Origin of the sequence: Plantactinospora sp. GCM10030261 (assembly GCF_042666615.1) — a bacterium.
GTDB lineage: Bacteria > Actinomycetota > Actinomycetes > Mycobacteriales > Micromonosporaceae > KBS50.
The window spans coordinates 33,391-51,854 of record NZ_JBHTDD010000031.1 but is presented as its reverse complement, the minus strand read 5'-3'; the positions used below and the strand labels follow the sequence as shown (position 1 = coordinate 51,854).

Sequence of the window (18,464 nt, the reverse complement as noted above, 5' to 3'; positions counted from 1 at the left end):
CGGGGGCGTGCCACGGCACGCCCCCGGTCCCACCCCCGCCACCGCCCGGGCGGGACCCGACCGGAGGAGACTTTCGTGACCCAGCTACTCGCCGCTGCCGTGGCGGTCCTCACCGCCCTGGTCCTGCTCAATCTCGCCCTGACCCTCGCCATGATGAGGAGGCTGCGCGAGGTGTCCACCATGCACGCGACGCACGGCAATTCCGGCAGCCCGGCGCTACCCGCACCCGGCCACCCCGTGTCGGCGCTGCCACCGTCGGCCAAGGCCGTGGGCGACCTGGCGCCACCGGACGTCTCCGGTGGGTCCCATCTCGTGGCCGTCATCTCCCCCACCTGCCCGCCCTGCCAGGATCTGGCGGACCAGATCGCCGGCTGGGGACCGGACGGCCCGATCGACCTGGTCCTCCTCGTCGGCGAGGCGGACCAGCCAGAGGTGGCCGGCCTCATCGCCGGCCTGCGCGGCCTGGCACCGGTGGTGACCGTCCTCGGTGACGACCTGGAGGCCGGCTGGGGAGTCACCGGATTCCCGGCGCTGCTGCGCGTCACCGACGGATCGGTGGCCGCCGCCGGGCACCGGCTCAGCGACCTCGGCGAGCGGGCACCCGCCGGAGAGTCACTGGTCGCCGGACGAGCCGGATGACCGGACCCGGCCCCGACCGGGCCTGGCGCGCGGCCGGGCAGGCGCTCCTCCTTGCCTGGCGGTCCGGCCCCGGCCGCTGGACGGCGGTGCTGGCCTGCACGGTGGTCGGGGCCACCGCCCCGGTCGTCCTCGCCCTGGCCACCAAGGTGTTGGTGAACGAATTGTCCAGCGGGAACGCCGACCGGACCCGGGTCTTCACCGCCGCCGGGACCGCCGCGGCGGCCGGTGCCGCCGCCCTCCTGCTCGGCCGGATCACCGGGTACCTCAGCGCCAGCCTGGAACGAGCCACCGCGATCGCCGTGGAGGAACGGCTGTTCCGGGTCGTTAACCGGTTCCCGGGATTGCGATACTTCGAGGATCCGAGGTTCCACGACCGACTGCGGTTGGCCGAGGCTGCCGCCCTGGAGGCACCCGGGGTGCTGACCGGCTCGGTCCTGTCATCCGTCCAGGCGTTGCTGTCGGCCGCCGGTCTGCTCGGTGCGGTGCTGGTGATCTGGCCACCGATGGCGGTGCTGCTGGGCCTGGTGCTCGCCGCCGAACTGATCGTCCAGCTCGGCATCGCCCGGCAACGGGCCAGGGTCGCCGAGACGACGACCGGCAAGGAACGCCGCCGGATGTTCTACCGCCTCCTGCTGACCGACCCCCGGGCCGCCAAGGAGGTCCGGTTGTACGGGACCGGTGACCTGTTCCACGACCGGATGCTGCACGCGCTACGCGAGTCGAGCGGCCGGGAGTTGGCGGTCCAGCGTCGGGGGGCGCTCGCCCTCGGATCGCTGTCCCTGCTCGGTTCGGTGGCCACGGCGGTCGGCACGCTGCTGGTGGTCGCCGCGGTGCTCGACGGGCGACTCACCGTGGGTGACCTGATGTTGTTCGTCGCCGCCGTCGGCGGTGTCGCCGCCGGACTGTCCACCCTGGTGGCTCAGGTGGGCGAGGTCAGCCGGGCGCTGCGGCTGTTCGGGCACTTCCAGAGCCTGGTCGCGGCGACACCGGACATCTCCCCGGCCGGCCGGGCCGCACCGGCGCTGCGCGGCAGCATCGAATTCGACGACGTCTGGTTCCGGTACGACGAGACCGGACCCTGGGTGCTGCGTGGCCTCACCATGACCATCCCGTACGGCGGAACGGTAGGTGTGGTCGGCGTCAACGGCGCCGGCAAGAGCACCCTGGTGAAGTTGCTCTGCCGGTTCTACGAGCCACAGCGGGGAGCCGTCCGATGGGACGGGGTGGACCTGCGGGACATCGAGGTGGCCGAGCTTCGCCGCCGGATCGCCGTGACGTTCCAGGACTACATGACCTATGACCTGACGCTCGGCGAGAACATCCGGCTCGGCGCGGTACACCGCCCCGTGGAGCAACCCGCGGTCCGGGCGGCGGCCCGGCTGGTCGACCTCGACACCACGATTTCCGCGCTGCCGGCCGGGTACGACACGATGCTCAGCCGGATGTACTTCTCCGAGGAGGACGACAGCCGCGGCGTGGCCTTGTCCGGCGGGCAGTTGCAGCGGCTGGCGCTGGCTCGCTCGGTGCTGCGCGGCGACGCCGACCTGCTCATCCTCGACGAGCCCAGCGCCGGCCTCGACGCCGAGGCGGAGTACGGGATCCACCGCTCGTTGCGCGACCACCGGCACGGCCGCACCAGCCTGCTCATCTCACACCGGCTGTCGACGCTGCGCGACGCGGACACCATCGTCGTCATCGACGCGGGCCGGGTCGTCGAGCAGGGCAGCCACGACGCGTTGATGACCGGCGGCGGCACCTACTCCCGGCTGTTCAACCTCCAGGCCCGCGGCTACCGGGAACCGGTGGCGGTGGGCGGCGACTCCGGTGATTGAGCTGCTAGCCGCCGCGGTAGCCGGGCTCACGCTGGTCGGCGCGGGCGCGGCCCGGGCCCTGCTGCGCCGGCGGTATCTGCTCGTCACCGTGCGCGGCAACAGCATGTCACCCACGTACGCCGATGGTGATCTGCTGCTCGCCCGCCAGGGCCGACACCTCCGGCGCGGTCAGGCCGTCGTCTTCGCCCATCCGCTGCGCACCCCGGCGACCGAGCCGGCGGTCCTGGTCAAACGGGTTCGGGCGGTGTCCGGCGACGAGGTGCCCGCCGACCTGCGGACGGTCGTCACGACGAGCCGGGTCCCGGTGGGGCAGTTGCTGGTCCGAGGCGACAACCCGGTCAGCCTCGACTCGCGCCGGCTGGGCTTCGTGCCCGAGTCATCGGTCACGGCGGTGGTAGTCCGCCGGATCCGGTCCGCCCACCCCACCCACCCCGCCACCCACCGCACCCCCGCGCCCGGCACGCGTTGATCAAGAGGTTTGCGTCAGCACGAGCGGGTTACGTGACGCGAAGCTCTTGATCAACGCTGCGGGGGGCCGGGGGGCGAAGCGCGTGGTCCACGCGTGCGGTGGGGGCGCCTGGTCCACGCGTGCGGGGAGCCTGTCAGAGTGCGTCGGAGGGGCGTGCGAGGAGCGGCGGTCAGCTGAAGACGATCAACGCGACCCAGGCTCCGACGATCAGCACCAGGGCGAGGGCCAGGACCCAGGTCGGCACCGTGTACTCGCCCCGGCGGTTGCGGGCGATCTCCTCGGCGATCTTGTTGCGGCGACGCTCGACCCACGTCTGCCGGCGGCCGTCGTCGCCGGCCGGGTCGGTGCCGGGGCGGGGACTCGTCATAGCGCGGTCAGCCTACCCGTCCCGGACCACGCCGGCGCACGCCGGTCACATGCTGGCGATCAGGCGTTCCACCCGTTCGTCGTACGCCCGGAACGGGTCCTTGCACAGCACGGTGCGCTGCGCCTGGTCGTTCAGTTTCAGATGCACCCAGTCGACCGTGAAGTCCCGGCGCTTCTCCTGGGCGTGCCGGATGAACTCGCCGCGCAGCCGGGCCCGGGTGGTCTGCGGCGGGGTCTCCTTGGCCTCGAAGATCTCCACATCGGTGGCCACCCGGTCCACCTGCCCGCGCCGCTCCATCAGCCCGTACAGCCCTCGGCCCCGGCGCAGGTCGTGGTAGGCCAGGTCCATCTGCGCCACCCGCGGGTGCGACAGCGGCAGGTCGTGCTTCTCCTGGTACCGCTCGATAAGCCGCAGCTTGCTCACCCAGTCGATCTCCCGGGCGACCGGATCGAGGTTGCCGTTCTCCACCGCGCGCAGCACCCGACCCCACAGCTCGACCACCCGCTTCGCGGTCTGGTCACCGCCCCGACGCTCGACGAACTCCGTCGCCTTGGCGAGGTACTCCTGCTGGATCTCCAGCGCGCTGATCTCCTTGTTGGAGGCCAGCCGCACCTTGCGCCGGCCGGTGACGTCGTGGGACACCTCGCGGATCGCCCGGATCGGGTTCTCCAGGGTCAGGTCCCGCATCACCACCCCGGCCTCGATCATGCGCAGCACGATGTCCGCGCTGCCCACCTTGAGCAGCGTGGTCACCTCGTTCATGTTCGAGTCGCCGACGATCACGTGCAGCCGGCGGTACCGCTCGGCGTCGGCGTGCGGCTCGTCCCGGGTGTTGATGATCGGCCGGCTCCGGGTGGTCGCCGAGGAGACACCCTCCCAGATGTGTTCGGCCCGCTGGGACAGGCAGTAGACGGCCCCCCGCGGGGTCTGCAGCACCTTGCCGGCGCCGCAGATGAGCTGCCGGGTCACCAGGAACGGGATCAGCACGTCGGCAAGCCGGCCGAACTCCCCGTGCCGGGACACCAGGTAGTTCTCGTGGCAGCCGTACGAGTTACCCGCCGAGTCGGTGTTGTTCTTGAAGAGGTAGATCTCCCCCGCGATCCCCTCGTCGTGCAGTCGCTTCTCGGCGTCGATGAGCAGCCCTTCGAGGATCCGTTCCCCGGCCCGGTCGTGGGCGACCAGATCGGCGACCGAGTCGCACTCAGGTGTCGCGTACTCCGGATGGGAACCCACGTCGAGGTACAGCCGCGCACCGTTGCGCAGGAACACATTGCTGGACCGTCCCCAGGACACCACCCGACGGAAGAGGTACCGGGCGACCTCGTCCGGCGACAGCCGCCGCTGCCCGCGGTAGGTGCAGGTGACGCCGTACTCGGTTTCGAGGCCGAAGATTCGCCGCTCCATGGACAGACACTAACCGCCCGGAGGTCCCAACGGTCACCGTCGCAGCGCGCGATCCTGGGACAGCGCGGTCAAATACCGTCCGGCGGCGGCATATCGGGCGATCGGCGGCTTTCCGCGTAGGCGCGACACGCCCGGTAGTCCGGTAGTTGGCCGGAGGCACGCAACTCGGCAAGCGTGGGAGCGGCGGCGTCCCGGGCCGACAGCTGGGGTTCCGCCGCCGGCCAGTCGATGGCCAGCTCCGGATCCAGCGGGTGCGCGGCCCGCTCAGCGGTCGGGTTGTAGGTGGTGGAGCAGAGGTAGGCGAGGGTGGCGTCGTCGGTCAACGCGCAGAACCCGTGCCCCAGCCCTTCGGCGAGGTACACGGCCCGGCGGTCCACGTCGTCCAGCCGTACCCCCTCCCAGCGGCCGAACGTCGGCGAACCAACCCGGATGTCGACGATCACGTCCAGCACCGCGCCGCGGACACAACTGACGTACTTGGCCTGGCCGGGCGGCACGTCCGCGAAGTGGATCCCGCGGACCACACCCCGTGCCGACACCGACAGGTTGCCCTGCGCGAAGTGCACCGGATGCCGCACGTGTTCGGCGAGCCGGTCGGCCCGGAACCACTCCAGGAACAGCCCGCGCGGGTCGCCGTGCTGTTGCGGGGTGATCTCCCAGGCGCCTTCGATGCCCAGTTCCCGGATCTTCATTCCGTCACCGCCCGTCCGGGAGCAGCCGGAGCAGGTAGTCGCCGTAGCCGCTCTTGGTCAGCGGCTCGGCCAGGACCCGCAACTGGTCGTCGTCGATCAGACCGGTCCGCCAGGCGACCTCCTCGACACAGCCGATCTTCAGGCCCTGCCGCTCCTCGATCACCCGGACGAACTCCCCGGCCTGCATCATGGAGGTGAACGTGCCGGTGTCCAACCACGCCGTGCCCCGGTCCAGGACGGTGACCGACAGGTCTCCGGTCTCCCGGTACGCCTCATTGACCGCGGTGATCTCCAACTCGCCCCGGGCGCTCGGCGTCAACTTCCCGGCGATCTCGACCACCCGATTGTCGTAGAAGTACAGCCCCGGCACCGCGTAGCGGGACTTCGGCCGGGCCGGCTTTTCCTCGATCGACAGCACCCGGCCGGCGTCGTCGAAGTCGACCACACCGTACGCCTCCGGGTTGGCCACCTGGTACGCGAAGACCCGGCCGCCGACCGGGTCGGCGTGCTGGGCCAACTGCTCGCCCAGGCCAACCCCGTGGAAGATGTTGTCGCCGAGGATCAGCGCCACGGACTCGGTGCCGACGAACTCCGCACCGAGGACGAATGCCTGGGCGATGCCCTCCGGACGGGGCTGCGCCACATACTCCAGGCGGAGCCCAAGGTGGCTACCGTCGCCGAGCAGCCGGCGGAACTGGTCCTGGTCCTCCGGGGTGGTGATGACCAGGATCTCCCGCACGCCGGACATGATGAGGGTGGAGAGCGGATAGTAGATCATCGGCTTGTCGAAGATCGGCATGAGCTGCTTCGACACCGCCCGGGTGATCGGCCATAGCCGCGAACCGGTCCCACCGGCGAGTAAAATGCCACGCATGATGGCCGAGCTTATCTGCTCGCCCCCTGCCGCAGCGTCCGCGGCATGCGTTGTGGCCTCGCCGGGTCCACGGCTGCCCCGCCTTGCTCGCGGCTCACCGTGCTTACTACAGTGACGCCCACTACAAATCGCCCAGAGGGGATGACCGTGGGACTAGGGGCAGCGGTTCGGCAACGGCTTGGACGCTGGGAGATTCCGGCGATCGAGGTGTACCGCAACCGGTTCATCAATCTGGACGACTTCGCTGCCAACCTGGCCAGCCTCACCACGGCCAAGCGCATCCTGGAGATCGGGTGCGGCGACGGCGCCCTCGCCCAGCGGATCTGCGCCGCCTTCCCCGACGCCGAGTACCTGGGCATCGACATCGCTCCGGACCCGGGCCGGCTGTTCCAGGGTGACCGGGCCCACGCCACCTTCCGGTCACTGCCGTCGTCGGATCTGATCGCCGAGGGCCCGGCCCCCTTCGACCTCGTGGTCATTTGTGACGTGCTGCATCACGTCCCGGAACCGCAGCGTATTCCGATCCTGCGCGACGCCGACCAACTCACCGCGATGGATGGGCTGATCGCGATCAAGGACTGGGAGCGCGGCGCCGGCGTGGCTCACGTCATGGCCTACACGGCGGACCGGTACATCAGTGGCGATCAGAACGTCCGGTTCCCGAGTCGGGAGGAACTCCGGCGCGTCGTCGACGAGGGGTTGCCCGGATTCGCCGTCGTCAGCGAGAGCCGGATCCCGCCACGGCGCAACAACGTCCTTTACGCGTTGCGTAGGGCTCACTGATTACACTCGCGCCTTGTGAGAATCCTCGTTACCGGTGGAGCCGGTTTTATCGGTTCAGAGTACGTACGAATGCTCCTGACCGACGCGGCCGGCGGCGGACCGGCGGCCGTGACGGTGCTGGACAAGCTGACCTACTCGGGCAACCTCGCCAACCTCGCTACCGTCCGGGATGACGCGCGGCTGCGTTTCGTGCAGGGTGACATCTGCGATCCCGACGTCGTGGACGAGGTGCTGCCCGGGCACGACGTGATCGTCCATTTCGCCGCGGAGTCGCACGTCGACCGTTCGATCCTGGGCGCCGCGCCGTTCGTCACCACGAACGTTCTCGGGACCCAGACGCTGCTGGACGCCGCCCTACGGCATGGGACGGGTCGCTTCGTCCACGTGTCCACCGACGAGGTGTACGGGTCGATCGATTCCGGTTCGTGGACCGAGACGTGGCCGTTGGCGCCCAACTCGCCGTACTCGGCCAGCAAGGCTGGCTCGGACCTGTTGGCGCTGGCTTACCACCGCACCCATGGCATGGACGTCGTGGTGACGCGGTGCTCCAACAACTACGGTCCCTACCAGTTCCCGGAGAAGGTCATCCCGTTGTTCGTCACGAATCTGCTGGACGGCGGCACGGTGCCGCTGTACGGCGACGGCGGCAACATCCGCGACTGGTTGCACGTGCGCGACCACTGCGTCGGCATCGCGCTGGTTCAGGAGAAGGGCCGCGCCGGGGAGGTCTACAACATCGGCGGCGGGACGGAACTGACCAACAAGGAACTTACGGCGATGCTGCTCGAGGCATGCGGCGCCGGGTGGGACCGGGTGGTGCCGGTGGCGGACCGCAAGGGCCACGACCGCCGCTATTCCCTGGACATCGGCAAGATCACGGCCGAGCTGGGCTACCGGCCCTCCATTGACCTGGAAACCGGCCTGGCCTCGACAGTTCGTTGGTACCGGGACAACCGGTCCTGGTGGCAGCCGCTCAAGGCGAAGACGGCGGCATGACCCGAGTCCTGGTCACGGGCGCCGGCGGGATGCTCGGTCGTGATCTGCTAGCCGTCCTGCGGCAGCAGCCTGACCTCAAGGTCACCGCCGCACGTCGGGCCGAACTCGACATCACCGACCCGGCGGCGGTGAACGCCGCCGTGACCGGACACGACCTGGTGATCAACGCTGCCGCCTGGACCGACGTGGACGGCGCGGAGACCCAGGAGGCCGCCGCCACTGCGGTCAACGGCACCGCGGTGGCTCACCTGGCCCGGGCCTGCGCTACCGAAGATGCCCGTCTTATCCAGGTTTCCACCGATTATGTGTTCGCCGGCAATGCCACCAGCCCTTACCCCGAAGACGCCCCCACCGCGCCCGTCAACGCGTACGGACGCAGCAAGCTCGTCGGCGAGGAGGCGGTCCGTGACCTGCTGCCGGAGACCGGCTACGTGGTACGCACCGCGTGGCTCTACGGCGCGCACGGGCCCAACTTCGTGGCGACCATGCTTCGGCTGGCCGGCGAGCGGGAGCACCTGGCCGTGGTCGACGACCAGCACGGCCAACCCACCTGGTCGTACGCCCTGGCCGGCCGATTGGTGGAGCTGGGGACGGCGGCGTTGACGGGCCGGGCCGCTCCCGGTATCTACCACGGCACGGCCAGCGGTCAGACCACCTGGTACCGCCTTGCTCAAGCGGTCTTCAGCCGCCGGGGCCTGGACCCGGACCGGGTTCACCCCACCACCAGCGACCGCTACCCCCGCCCGGCGCGCCGGCCGACGTACAGTGTCCTGAGCCACGACCGATGGGCAGCCGCCGGTCTGGCCCCTCTGCCGGACTGGCACACCACCCTCACACACGCCCTGTCTGCCGCGGACGTGTCCGCTCCATGGAAGGCCTCATGAAGCTCACCCTCGTAACCGGGTTGACCGGCCTACTGCTCTTCGGAACCATCGTCGAACTGCTGCGCAGACGCCAACTCCGGGAAAAGTACGCCATGCTGTGGCTCGGCGTCCTGTTGATCGTCGTACCACTCTCGCTCTTCCCCCGGCTGTTGGACAATGTCGCCGAAACGCTCGGCGTGGTCTCCGGCGTCAGCCTTGTCCTGTTCCTCGGCATTGTCTTCCTGCTGCTGGTCGCCGTGCACCTGAGCTGGGAGGTCAGCCGGCTGGAGGAGGAGACCCGCACGCTGGCGGAGGACCTCGCGCTGCTCCGGGCGGAGGTCCGGGCGGACCTCCGCAGTCCCCGTGTGACGACCGAGATGGTGGGCCAGGATGATTAACAACCGACGGGTCCTGATCATCATTCCGGCCCTCAACGAGGCCGGCTCCATCGGAGACGTGGTCCGGGAGGTGCGCGGCGAACTACCCGGCGTGGACGTGCTCGTGGTCGACGACGGGTCGACCGACAGCACTGCCACGGTCGCCAGAGCGGCCGGCGCCTTCGTCGCCCAACTGCCGTACAACCTCGGCGTCGGTGGCGCCATGCGGCTGGGCTATCGGTACGCCCGCGAGAACGACTACGACGTCGCCATCCAGGTCGATGCGGACGGGCAGCACGATCCCCGGTACGTGCCGAAGATGGTCGACGCGCTCGACGACGCGGACCTCGTCATCGGCGCCCGCTTCGCGGGCGAGGGCGACTACCGGGTTCGCGGTCCGCGGCGGTGGGCGATGGTGATGCTCTCCGGCGTCCTGTCACTCGTGGCGCGCACCCGACTGACCGACACCACCTCGGGCTTCCGGGCGGCCAATCGTCGGGTCATCGACATGTTCGCCCAGTGGTACCCGGTCGAGTACCTCGGCGACACCGTGGAGACCCTGGTCCACGCCGCCCGGCGCGGCCACCGGATCAGGCAGATCCCGGTGGCGATGCGCCGCCGGATCGCGGGCACCCCGAGCCACTCGCCGACCAAGGCGATGATCTACCTGGGCCGCGCGTTCGCTGTGCTGACCCTGGCCCTGATCCGCCGGTAGCTATGCGGCGACTACTCAACCTCGTACCGGCGGGGACGATAGCGGTCGGTGGCGGTCTGACGCTGCTCGGCCTCGCCTCGTACGTCCACCTGGCGGTCGCCGGGCACAACCTCGACGCCAGTGGCTACTCCTCCCTGTCGGTGCTCTGGTCCATCGTCTTCACCGTGGGCATCGGAGTCTTCACACCGATCGAGCAGGAGACCGCCCGACTGGTGGCCACCCGGCACAGCCAGGGCCTGTCCTCAGGTCCGGTCCTGGCTCGGGCCGGCCTCGTGGCGGTTGGCATCCTCGCGGTGTTGTTCGGCGCGCTGGCGCTCACCGCTGACGTGCTTGCCGAGCGCCTCTTCGATGGCGACCGCAGCCTGGTCTGGGCGCTGGCGGGCGGGCTGGCCGGGCTCGCCGCCGTACACACCGCCAGGGGTCTCTTCTCCGGCCGGCAGATGTTCGGTGCGTACGGAACCCAGCTGGGTCTCGACGGCGGGCTACGGGTTGTCCTGGTCGCCGGACTCGGCCTGGCCGGTGTCGACTCCACCCTCTGGTACGGGCTGGTGCTTGTAGTAGCCCCACTCGTGGCAGTCGTATTCACCCTGCCGCCGGCGGTACGGCTGCTCGGGTCAGGCCCAGCGGTGCCGTGGCGGCCCATGCTGCGCGGCCTGGGCCTGCTCGCCACGTCCAGCCTGCTCATGCAGTTCATCATCAACGTCGGCGTGATCAACGTTAAGCTGCTCGCGCCCGCCGACATCGCGGCGGCCGGCGCGTTGCTGTCCGCTCTCGTTCTCGTCCGGATCCCGCTGTTCGCGTTCGCCTCGATCCAGGCGTCGCTGCTACCCGGCCTGTCCACCGCCACGGCCACCGGCGACCTATCGGCCTTCCGTGGTCTGCTGCGCCGAGCCCTGACCCTCGTCACGGCGGTTGGCGTGGCGGGCGCCGTGGTCGCCGTCCCGCTCGGTCCGTGGCTGGTACGCGTCCTGTTCGACCAGCCCAACATCCTCGGGCCCATCGACTTCATCTGGTTGAGCGCCGGCACGCTTGGCTGTCTGTGGGCCATGGTCCTCGGCCAGGCGCTCCTCGCCTCGGGTCGGCACCGCGCCCAGGCCGTGGCCTGGGTCGTCGGGGTGGTGTCACTGATCATCGTCACCCTGCTGCCGATGGCCGTCGTGCTCCGGGTGGAGATCGCCTACGCCACCGGGACACTCGCCGTCGCCGCCGCCATGGCCGCCGCGCTGCGGCGGGATCGCGTAGCGGCCGCCACTGCCGCACCCGATATCGCACCTGCTGCCAGCCCTGGAGGCCTCCGATGACCTCGGTTTCCGTCGTGATGCTCGCCTACGGACCCGAGCCGTGGCTGGTCGACGCCGCGCGGGCGGTCCTCGCGAGTTCCGACGTGGACGTCGAGCTCATCGTGGTGGACAACGGCTGCACCGGCGACGGCATCGACATCGTCAAGGGACTACCGGGTGTGCGGATCATCCGCCCCGAGGAGAACACCGGCTACTCCGGGGGCTGCCGGATCGGCGCCGCCGACGCCACCGGTGACTTCCTGACGTTCGTCAACTCGGACGCGATCGTCGACCCGACAGCCCTGGCCCGCATCGTGGCGGTCGCTGGCGAGGACGGGGTGGGGGGCGCGATGGCCTCCGTCCGGCTCGCCGACCAGCCCGACCTGATCAACACTTCCGGGAACCCGCTGCACTTCACCGGTCTGTCGTGGGCCGGCGGCAACGGTGAACCGGCCAGCCGGCACGCCGAACGCCGGTCGGTGCCGTCGCTCAGCGGGTGCTGCTTCGCCATCCGGCGCGACCTGTGGCGGGAGTTGGACGGCTTCGCCGCCGAATACTTCGCCTACCACGAGGACACCGAACTCAGCCTGCGGTTGTGGCAACGCGGGCTGCGGCAGGAGTACGTGCCGGACGCGGTGGTCCGACATCACTACGAGTTCTCCCGCAACGCGCTCAAGCTCTACCTGGTCGAGCGCAACCGGCTGATCACCCTGCTCACCGCGTACGAGGGACGGACGCTGGCGGTCCTGGCGCCCATGTTGCTGGTCACCGAAATCGCGATGGTGCTCGCGGCGCTGGGTGGTGGCTGGCTGCCGCAGAAGGCACGCGGCTGGGGCTGGCTGTGGCGGCACCGCGCCTGGCTGCGGGAGCGGCGGCGCCGGTTGCAGGCCGAGCGCCGGGTCCCGGACGGGGCGCTGAAGGACCTGATGACCGGCCGGATCGCCGCGTCGAACGTGGAGGCGCCGCCCGGTACGGGAGTCTTCAACGCCCTGGCGGGCGCCTACTGGGCCGCCGCGAAACCCTTGCTCCGGACCCGCTAGCGGCCGGCGACCCGAGTCACCCCGAGGTCGCCGTGGCTACGCGTCGCTCGAACCGGCGTCGTCGTCCGACGCGGACGTGCCCGGCTTGGGCTCACCCGACTTCGGCTCGCCCCGGGCAGCCAGGTCGTCGGACGAGCCCTCCAGGTCGGCGGAGCCGGCAGAACTGGTCGGCTTGTCGGGGCCGGGAGCCGGTGCGTCGGCGCCCGCGGCCTCGGCCGCGGTCTTCGCCGGCCCATCCGGCGCCGCGCCCGTGCCCGCCGATGCGGCACCGTTGAGCAGCCCGGTAAGCGCCGCCCCGATGATGCGCCGGAAGGTGCGGCCACGCCGCTGCCGGTCGAGCACGGCCACCTCGAGCTGGTCCGCCGCGATGTTGCGGGGGTTGCCGCTGTCCCCGCCGACACTGCTCAGTGCCTTGACCGCCAGCTTCACCGCGTCCGCCAGCGGCATGTCGCTGTGGTGGTCGGCGCGCAGCACGCTGGAGATCGCCTCTGCCTGCCCACCCATGGCCATCCGGCCGGGCTCGTCATTCACCGAACCGTCGTAGGTGATCCGGTACAACTCGTCGGACTCGGCGGTGGCGCCAACCTCGGCGACGCAGATCTCCACCTCGAACGGCTTGGACTGCTCGGTGAAGATGGCCCCGAGAGTCTGCGCGTAGGCGTTGGCCAGCGCCCGGCCGGTGACGTCCCGCCGGTCGTAGCGCAGCCCGTTGACGTCGGCCATCCGCACGCCCGCCCGGCGCAGGTTCTCGAACTCGTTGTACCGTCCGACGGCCGCGAAGCCGATCCGGTCGTAGATCTCGCTCACCTTGTGCAGCGCGCTGGAGAGGTTCTCGGCCACGAACAGCACGCCACCGGCGTAGCTGAGCACCACCGCACTGCGCCCCCGGGACACCCCCTTGCGGGCGAGTTCGGAGCGGTCCCGCATGATCTGCTCGGGCGAGGCGTAGAACTGCATGGCCACGTGCTGCTTCTCCTTCGTGCGCGCGGGGTGGAGCGGGCGGAACTGGGGTGGCGGCTCAGCCGCCCGGGTTCTCCATCCGACCGGTGACCACCGACTGGGCGATCTCGGCGATCTCGGTCTCGGTGAGCCGATGCGTGCCCTCGGCGGTCGCGGTCATGACCACCGGGTAGATCTTCCGGGTCAGGTCCGGGCCACCCGTGGCGGTGTCGTCGTCGGCCGCGTCGTACAGCGCCTCGACGGCCAGCCGCACCGTTTCGGCGGTGCTGAGGCCGGGGCGGTAGCGCTTCTTCAGCGCCGACTTGGCGAACAGCGAGCCAGAGCCGACCGCGTCGAAGCCGGTCTCCTCGTAGGGGCCGCCGGTGACGTCGAAGCTGAAGATGCGGCCGGCCTTCGCCGGCTCGGAGGCGGCCAGGTCGAACCCGGCGAACAGCGGCACCACAGCCAGCCCCTGCATCGCGGCGCCGAGGTTGCCGCGGATCATCGCGGCCAGGTAGTTGGCCTTGCCGTCCAGCGAGAGCATCGCGCCCTCGATCTTCTCGTAGTGCTCCAACTCCACCTGGAACAGCCGGATCATCTCGATCCCGATGCTCGCGCTCCCGGCTATCCCGACAAGCGAGTACGCGTCGGCGGGATGCACCTTCTCGATGTCCCGCTGGGCGATCATGTTGCCCATGGTGGCTCGGCGGTCCCCGGCCATGACCACACCGTCGGCGCTGACCAGGGCGACGATGGTGGTGGCGTGCGGCGCCAGCTCGGCGGCCGTGCCCGGCGGCAGCGGCCGGCGGCCGGGCAGCATCTCGGGGGCGAACTGGCTCAGGAACTGGGTGAAGGAGGACGTCCCCGCGTTGGTGAACACATCTGGAAGACGCCCGGATGGATCGAAAGCCGCTGCCACGTGGTTCCTCTCCGATACGTGATGGCCCTGGTCACCCGGGTCGACCGGCCCGGAGCCGCCAAGACCATCGTTGCGGTTGAAGCAGAGTATCCCGCGCCCCGATCGGCGCGATCTTCGCGGTCCGGCCATCCGGCCGGATCGCCCGCCGATCAGCCGATCGGCCGGTGCGGCTCGCCCGGTCGATTCAGCGGACCGTGCCCGATTAATCCTACTGTCCGCCCTTTTGCACGTAGCCTCGGACGAATTCCTCCGCGTTCTCCTCGAGGACCGAGTCGATCTCGTCGAGCAGGTCGTCCACGTCCTCGGTGATCTCCGCGTGCCGCTCGGCGACCTCAGGATTCGCCTCGACGGCGGCCTCCTCGACCTCCTGGTCCTGCTGCGGCTTCTTGGACTGCGACTGACCGCCGGCGTCACGGGTAGCCATCTCGGTCCCTCCTCATGTTCGTCTGGGAAAAACCTACCTCGCGGGGGCGACATACCGGCCCCCGCACACGCGAGATCCAGCCGCCGTCACCGCCACCGTCGGCACCCGGCACTGTCCCGCCGGTCACCAGCACCGTCCGGTCGTTCCCGCCGTTCGCCGTCACGTCACCCGTCCCGAGCCGGTCGCCGTCGCCGCGGTCAGCCGGCGGTGATGGCCTCCAGCAGGTCCTTGGCGCTGGCGCAGCGGTCGAAGAGGGCACCGACATGCCGCCTGGTGCCGCGTTCCGGTTCCATCATGGGCACCCGGACCAGCGACTCCCGCCCGACGTCGAAAATCACCGAGTCCCAACTCGCGGCGACGACCTCGGAGGCGTACTGGGCCAGACACCGGCCCCGGAAGTAGGCCCGGGTGTCCTCCGGCGGTTCCACCATCGCGGTCCGGCTGGACTCGTCCGGCAACAAGGTGGCCATCGAGCCACGGGACACCAGCCGGTGGTAGAGCCCCTTCTCCGGCCGCACGTCGGAGTACTGCAGGTCGACCAGTTGCAGCTTGTGCGACGACCAGCCGAGATTCTCCCGCTCCCGGTAGCCCTCCAGCAGGCGCAGCTTGGCGACCCAGTCGAGTTCTCCGGCGCATCGCATCGGATCCCGGCCCAGCCGATCCAGGACGCTCTCCCACCGGTCGAGCACGTCAATGGTGTCCGCGTCGGCGTCGGCGCCGTACCGGTCGTCCACGAAGGAGCGGGCCCGCTCCAGGTACGCCCACTGCAGGTCCAGCGCCGTGAGCCGGCGTCCGTCGCGGAGCCGCATGAGGTGCCCGAGGCCCGGGTCGTGGCTGACCGCGCGCAACTCGGCCACCGGGTCGGCGATGCCGAGATCCGCGGTGAGCACCTTCTCCTCGATCATGGTGAGCACCAGCGCGGTGGTGCCCACCTTGAGGTAGGTGGAGATCTCCGACAGGTTGGCGTCACCGATGATGACGTGCAGCCGGCGGTACTTGTCGGCGTCGGCGTGCGGCTCGTCCCGGGTGTTGATGATCGGCCGCTTCAGGGTGGTCTCCAGCCCCACCTCGACCTCGAAGAAGTCCGCCCGCTGGGAGATCTGGAAGCCGGGCTGCGAGCCGTCCTGACCGATGCCGACCCGGCCGGCGCCGCAGACGATCTGCCGGGTGACGAAGAACGGTGTCAGGTACGCCACGATGTCCGCGAACGGGGTCTGCCGGCGCATCAGGTAGTTCTCGTGCGCACCGTAGCTGGCGCCCTTGTTGTCGGTGTTGTTCTTGTAGAGATGGATGGGGTGGCTGCCCGGGATGGTGGCGGCGCGCCGGGCCGCCTCGGCCATCACCCGCTCCCCCGCCTTGTCCCACCGCACCAGATCCAGCGGGTTGGTGACCTCCGGTGTGGAGTATTCCGGGTGGGCGTGGTCGACATAAAGCCGAGCGCCGTTGGTGAGGATCACATTGGCCAGTCCCAGGTCCTCGTCCGCGAGGGCCTCGGCCGGGTCGTACGCCGCGCCGGAGTAGGTGAAACCGCGGGCGTCGCGCAGTGGTGACTCCTCCTCGTAGTCCCACCGGGCCCGGCCGCCCCGAGTCAGCTCCGGACGGGCACCGTAGGCATTTACCACCTGCGACGAGGTGACCATCGGATTCGCCCCCGCCTGGCTCGGCACCGAAATGCCGTACTCCACCTCGGTACCCATGATCCGTCGTACGCTCATGCCGCCAACCTGTTTCGCTCGCTCGTCCGGCCATCAACGAATGGCCATGGTGTTGAGGGTAGTCCGCACCCCGGACAGTCGGTGGTACGGACGGTAGCCGGACCGACATCGCACCGTGGCGCACGGCTCGCCGCGCGACTCAGGGATTGAGAGAAACCACGGTCACCTTGGCGGCCAGCTCCGGCTCCTCGGCGAGAACCGTGTCGATGGCCTGCTGGGCGTTCGGGTCGGCCACGATGAGCCGGACCGGCCCCGGCGCCCGCCGGAGGATCTGCCGCGTTCGCTCCGGCTCCTTGAACTTCATGCCGTAGAGACCCGGCTCGGTCCGCGCGGTGGTGCCCTGGAGGGCGGAGTAGAACGTCGACTCCAGGTAACCGTGCATGGCGGTGGTGTCGACGATAAGCGTCATAGTTCCCGGTTGCGGCGGATACTGCCGGTAGGCGAGGGCAGCCACCCGGGCCGTCTGCGGTGCCTTGCGCGGGTGCTGCTGTACCCACGCGTCGGCCCAGGTGATGTCCTCCTTGCTGCGGTGGAAGGCGCCACCGGTCCACCCCGCCACGCCGGTGGTGACGGCGACCGCCAGGGTGACAGCGGCGGCGACGACCGACGGACCGATCCACGGCACGATCCGCCGCCGACCGGCGACCGGCTGTTCCGCCGGTCGCGGGCCGGGCAGCAGCCGGACCGCGGCTCCCACGCCGACGATCAGCAGGGCGACGCAGAGGTGGGCGGCCTTGCCGAAGTAGTAGGCCGGCTTGAGGCCCTGCGCCAGGTTGACCGCGGCGATGCCGAAGGCGAACAACAGGGCGACCGACACCACGGCCAGGTAGCGACGCCAGCCGGAATCGCGCCAGGCCCCGCCGGCGGCCAGGCCGGCGACGACCACGGCGCCGACACCCAGCATCGTGGTGTACGACCCGAACACCTGTGGGCCGGGTGCGTTGAGCGCCTCACTCTGACCCGCGTAAAGCACTCCCAGCACCGCGGTGAGCGGGGCAAGCACGATGGTGGGCAGTGCGATCGCCAGGAGGGTCCGCCAGTGGGTGCGGGCCGCCCGGTGATCGGCCAGCAGCCAGACCAGGACCATAGCGGCGGCGGGCGCGACAAACAGGTAGTAGACGAACCCGACGGCCACCAGCAGGGCGGCCAGCAGGAGGATCTGCTCCCGGGTGCTGTCCACCGGGCGGACGACGAGCGCCGCCACGATGGCGACGAGGGCCAGGCCGAGGCTCTCGGTAGGGTAGCCGGCCGCCAGCAGCCGCGGCAGTTCGGTGCCGAGGCAGAGCGCGCCCACCACGGCCGTCAGCACCATCGTGGGCAGCACCGGCGGCCGGTTGGCGATCCGGTGGGCCGCCCAGATCAACGACAGCAGCATGAATCCGTAGCCGGCGAGCACCCAGAACACGTAGTGGTTGAAGGCCGCGACGCCCGGCTCCGCCCCGGGCTGACGCGTGAAGCCGTCGAGCAACGCGGCGGTCAGGTGCCAACCCTGCGGGTAGTAGACCATCCCGGAAAAGATCAGTTGCCGCGCCTCCTCCGGGGCCACGAACGCGTACCCGTCGATCCGGCCGAGCAGGTCGAACAGCGCCAGGTGCCGGGAGTTGTCCTCGCCGCCGATGGCGAGGCCCAGGCGCTGGGTGAACCCGGCGGCCAGCAGGTACGGCTTGGCCAGGTAGAGCGCGAGGAGCCCGGCACCACCGGCCAGCAGCAGGTCGGCCCAGCCGGGCCGGGAGAACCGGGGACGCCGTCCGGTGGCCAGGGCGAGCAGCACGAGGACGGTGAGCGCGGCCCCGGTCACCGCGACCGGGTGGAACCCCCACGGCCACACCGAGAACAGTAGCCCGACCGCACAGCACAACCCGATCAGCAGCGCGGCGGCGGTGACCAGCCGGTCCAGGAGCGTTTCGCCGCCGCGCAGCAGGGCGGCGGTGAGCAGCAGCACCAGCGGTGGGAGCAGCGCGCCGGCGTGGACCAGGTGGAGGCCCGCCGGCACCAGCCACGCGGCCAGCAGGGCGAGGGCCACCCAGCCGGCCCTACCCGGGCCCGGGCGGCTGCGCGCGGGGTGTCCGGGGGCGGGTTCGGCGGGCGCCGCCGCCCGCGACGCTGGGTCTGTCAACGCCTCGGCGGACACAGCAC

Annotated in this window: 19 protein-coding genes; 10 read left to right on the top strand and 9 right to left on the bottom strand. The window is 70.4% G+C overall.

Annotated features, from left to right (window positions below; translation table 11 throughout):
* The first annotated feature begins 75 nt into the window (after window positions 1-75).
* Genes ACFQUZ_RS27470 through ACFQUZ_RS27460 form a run of 3 tightly spaced genes read left to right on the top strand, consistent with a single transcriptional unit; the run spans window position 76 to window position 2,940 of the window.
* A complete protein-coding gene (locus tag ACFQUZ_RS27470) occupies window positions 76-639 on the top strand; it encodes a hypothetical protein (protein WP_377447314.1) in 564 nt (187 codons plus the stop codon).
* Entirely contained in the window at window positions 636-2,471 is a 1,836-nt protein-coding gene (locus tag ACFQUZ_RS27465; protein ID WP_377447312.1) for an ABC transporter ATP-binding protein, read from the top strand. Before ACFQUZ_RS27470 ends, ACFQUZ_RS27465 begins: the two co-directional genes overlap by 4 nt.
* The gene (locus ACFQUZ_RS27460; RefSeq protein ID WP_377447310.1) at window positions 2,464-2,940 is read left to right on the top strand and encodes a S26 family signal peptidase; all 477 of its coding nucleotides are present in this window, start codon (window positions 2,464-2,466) and stop codon (window positions 2,938-2,940) included. The genes ACFQUZ_RS27465 and ACFQUZ_RS27460 overlap by 8 nt, the downstream gene beginning before the upstream one ends.
* Window positions 2,941-3,109: 169 nt before the next feature.
* Here ACFQUZ_RS27460 and ACFQUZ_RS27455 read toward each other — a convergent pair whose 3' ends face one another.
* From ACFQUZ_RS27455 to rfbA, 4 genes are all read right to left on the bottom strand, one after another.
* Entirely contained in the window at window positions 3,110-3,307 is a 198-nt protein-coding gene (locus ACFQUZ_RS27455; RefSeq protein ID WP_377447309.1) for a hypothetical protein, read from the bottom strand.
* 45 nt (window positions 3,308-3,352) lie between these two features.
* On the bottom strand, window positions 3,353-4,711 hold the full coding sequence (gene pafA, locus ACFQUZ_RS27450) for a Pup--protein ligase (protein WP_377447307.1): 1,359 nt from the start codon (window positions 4,709-4,711) through the stop codon (window positions 3,353-3,355).
* 68 nt (window positions 4,712-4,779) lie between these two features.
* The gene (rfbC, locus tag ACFQUZ_RS27445; protein WP_377447305.1) at window positions 4,780-5,403 is read right to left on the bottom strand and encodes a dTDP-4-dehydrorhamnose 3,5-epimerase; all 624 of its coding nucleotides are present in this window, start codon (window positions 5,401-5,403) and stop codon (window positions 4,780-4,782) included.
* A 4-nt stretch (window positions 5,404-5,407) separates the two neighbouring features.
* Window positions 5,408-6,277 (bottom strand): glucose-1-phosphate thymidylyltransferase RfbA, encoded by an 870-nt coding sequence (rfbA, locus tag ACFQUZ_RS27440; protein ID WP_377447303.1) that lies wholly within the window; start codon window positions 6,275-6,277, stop codon window positions 5,408-5,410.
* A 147-nt stretch (window positions 6,278-6,424) separates the two neighbouring features.
* On the opposite strand from rfbA, the gene ACFQUZ_RS27435 reads away from it, so the two are divergent.
* The 7 genes from ACFQUZ_RS27435 to ACFQUZ_RS27405 are packed head-to-tail and all read left to right on the top strand — an operon-like array spanning window position 6,425 to window position 12,331.
* Window positions 6,425-7,060 (top strand): class I SAM-dependent methyltransferase, encoded by a 636-nt coding sequence (locus ACFQUZ_RS27435; RefSeq protein WP_377447301.1) that lies wholly within the window; start codon window positions 6,425-6,427, stop codon window positions 7,058-7,060.
* A 15-nt stretch (window positions 7,061-7,075) separates the two neighbouring features.
* Window positions 7,076-8,056, top strand: coding sequence for a dTDP-glucose 4,6-dehydratase (gene rfbB, locus ACFQUZ_RS27430; protein WP_377447299.1), 981 nt, complete (start codon window positions 7,076-7,078; stop codon window positions 8,054-8,056).
* Window positions 8,053-8,940 (top strand): dTDP-4-dehydrorhamnose reductase, encoded by an 888-nt coding sequence (gene rfbD, locus ACFQUZ_RS27425; protein WP_377447297.1) that lies wholly within the window; start codon window positions 8,053-8,055, stop codon window positions 8,938-8,940. The genes rfbB and rfbD overlap by 4 nt, the downstream gene beginning before the upstream one ends.
* Window positions 8,937-9,317, top strand: coding sequence for a DUF2304 domain-containing protein (locus ACFQUZ_RS27420; protein ID WP_377447295.1), 381 nt, complete (start codon window positions 8,937-8,939; stop codon window positions 9,315-9,317). The genes rfbD and ACFQUZ_RS27420 overlap by 4 nt, the downstream gene beginning before the upstream one ends.
* Window positions 9,310-10,011 (top strand): glycosyltransferase family 2 protein, encoded by a 702-nt coding sequence (locus ACFQUZ_RS27415; RefSeq protein ID WP_377447293.1) that lies wholly within the window; start codon window positions 9,310-9,312, stop codon window positions 10,009-10,011. Before ACFQUZ_RS27420 ends, ACFQUZ_RS27415 begins: the two co-directional genes overlap by 8 nt.
* A gap of 2 nt (window positions 10,012-10,013) precedes the next feature.
* Window positions 10,014-11,312, top strand: a complete 1,299-nt coding sequence (locus tag ACFQUZ_RS27410; RefSeq protein WP_377447291.1) for a polysaccharide biosynthesis protein — start codon at window positions 10,014-10,016, stop codon at window positions 11,310-11,312.
* Complete coding sequence (locus ACFQUZ_RS27405) at window positions 11,309-12,331, top strand: glycosyltransferase family 2 protein (RefSeq protein WP_377447289.1); 1,023 nt, start codon at window positions 11,309-11,311, stop codon at window positions 12,329-12,331. The genes ACFQUZ_RS27410 and ACFQUZ_RS27405 overlap by 4 nt, the downstream gene beginning before the upstream one ends.
* Window positions 12,332-12,367: 36 nt before the next feature.
* Here ACFQUZ_RS27405 and prcA read toward each other — a convergent pair whose 3' ends face one another.
* The 5 genes from prcA to ACFQUZ_RS27380 form a co-directional block, all read right to left on the bottom strand.
* Window positions 12,368-13,294, bottom strand: coding sequence for a proteasome subunit alpha (gene prcA, locus ACFQUZ_RS27400; RefSeq protein ID WP_377447287.1), 927 nt, complete (start codon window positions 13,292-13,294; stop codon window positions 12,368-12,370).
* Window positions 13,295-13,349: 55 nt separating this feature from the next.
* A complete protein-coding gene (gene prcB / locus ACFQUZ_RS27395) occupies window positions 13,350-14,189 on the bottom strand; it encodes a proteasome subunit beta (RefSeq protein ID WP_377447285.1) in 840 nt (279 codons plus the stop codon).
* Window positions 14,190-14,397: 208 nt separating this feature from the next.
* Window positions 14,398-14,613: a ubiquitin-like protein Pup gene (locus ACFQUZ_RS27390; RefSeq protein ID WP_377447284.1), complete on the bottom strand. Its 216-nt coding sequence runs from the start codon at window positions 14,611-14,613 to the stop codon at window positions 14,398-14,400.
* Between the two features lie 197 nt (window positions 14,614-14,810).
* A complete protein-coding gene (gene dop, locus ACFQUZ_RS27385) occupies window positions 14,811-16,328 on the bottom strand; it encodes a depupylase/deamidase Dop (RefSeq protein WP_377447282.1) in 1,518 nt (505 codons plus the stop codon).
* A gap of 139 nt (window positions 16,329-16,467) precedes the next feature.
* The gene (locus ACFQUZ_RS27380; RefSeq protein WP_377447281.1) at window positions 16,468-18,459 is read right to left on the bottom strand and encodes a hypothetical protein; all 1,992 of its coding nucleotides are present in this window, start codon (window positions 18,457-18,459) and stop codon (window positions 16,468-16,470) included.
* Between the last annotated feature and the right edge of the window lie 5 nt (window positions 18,460-18,464).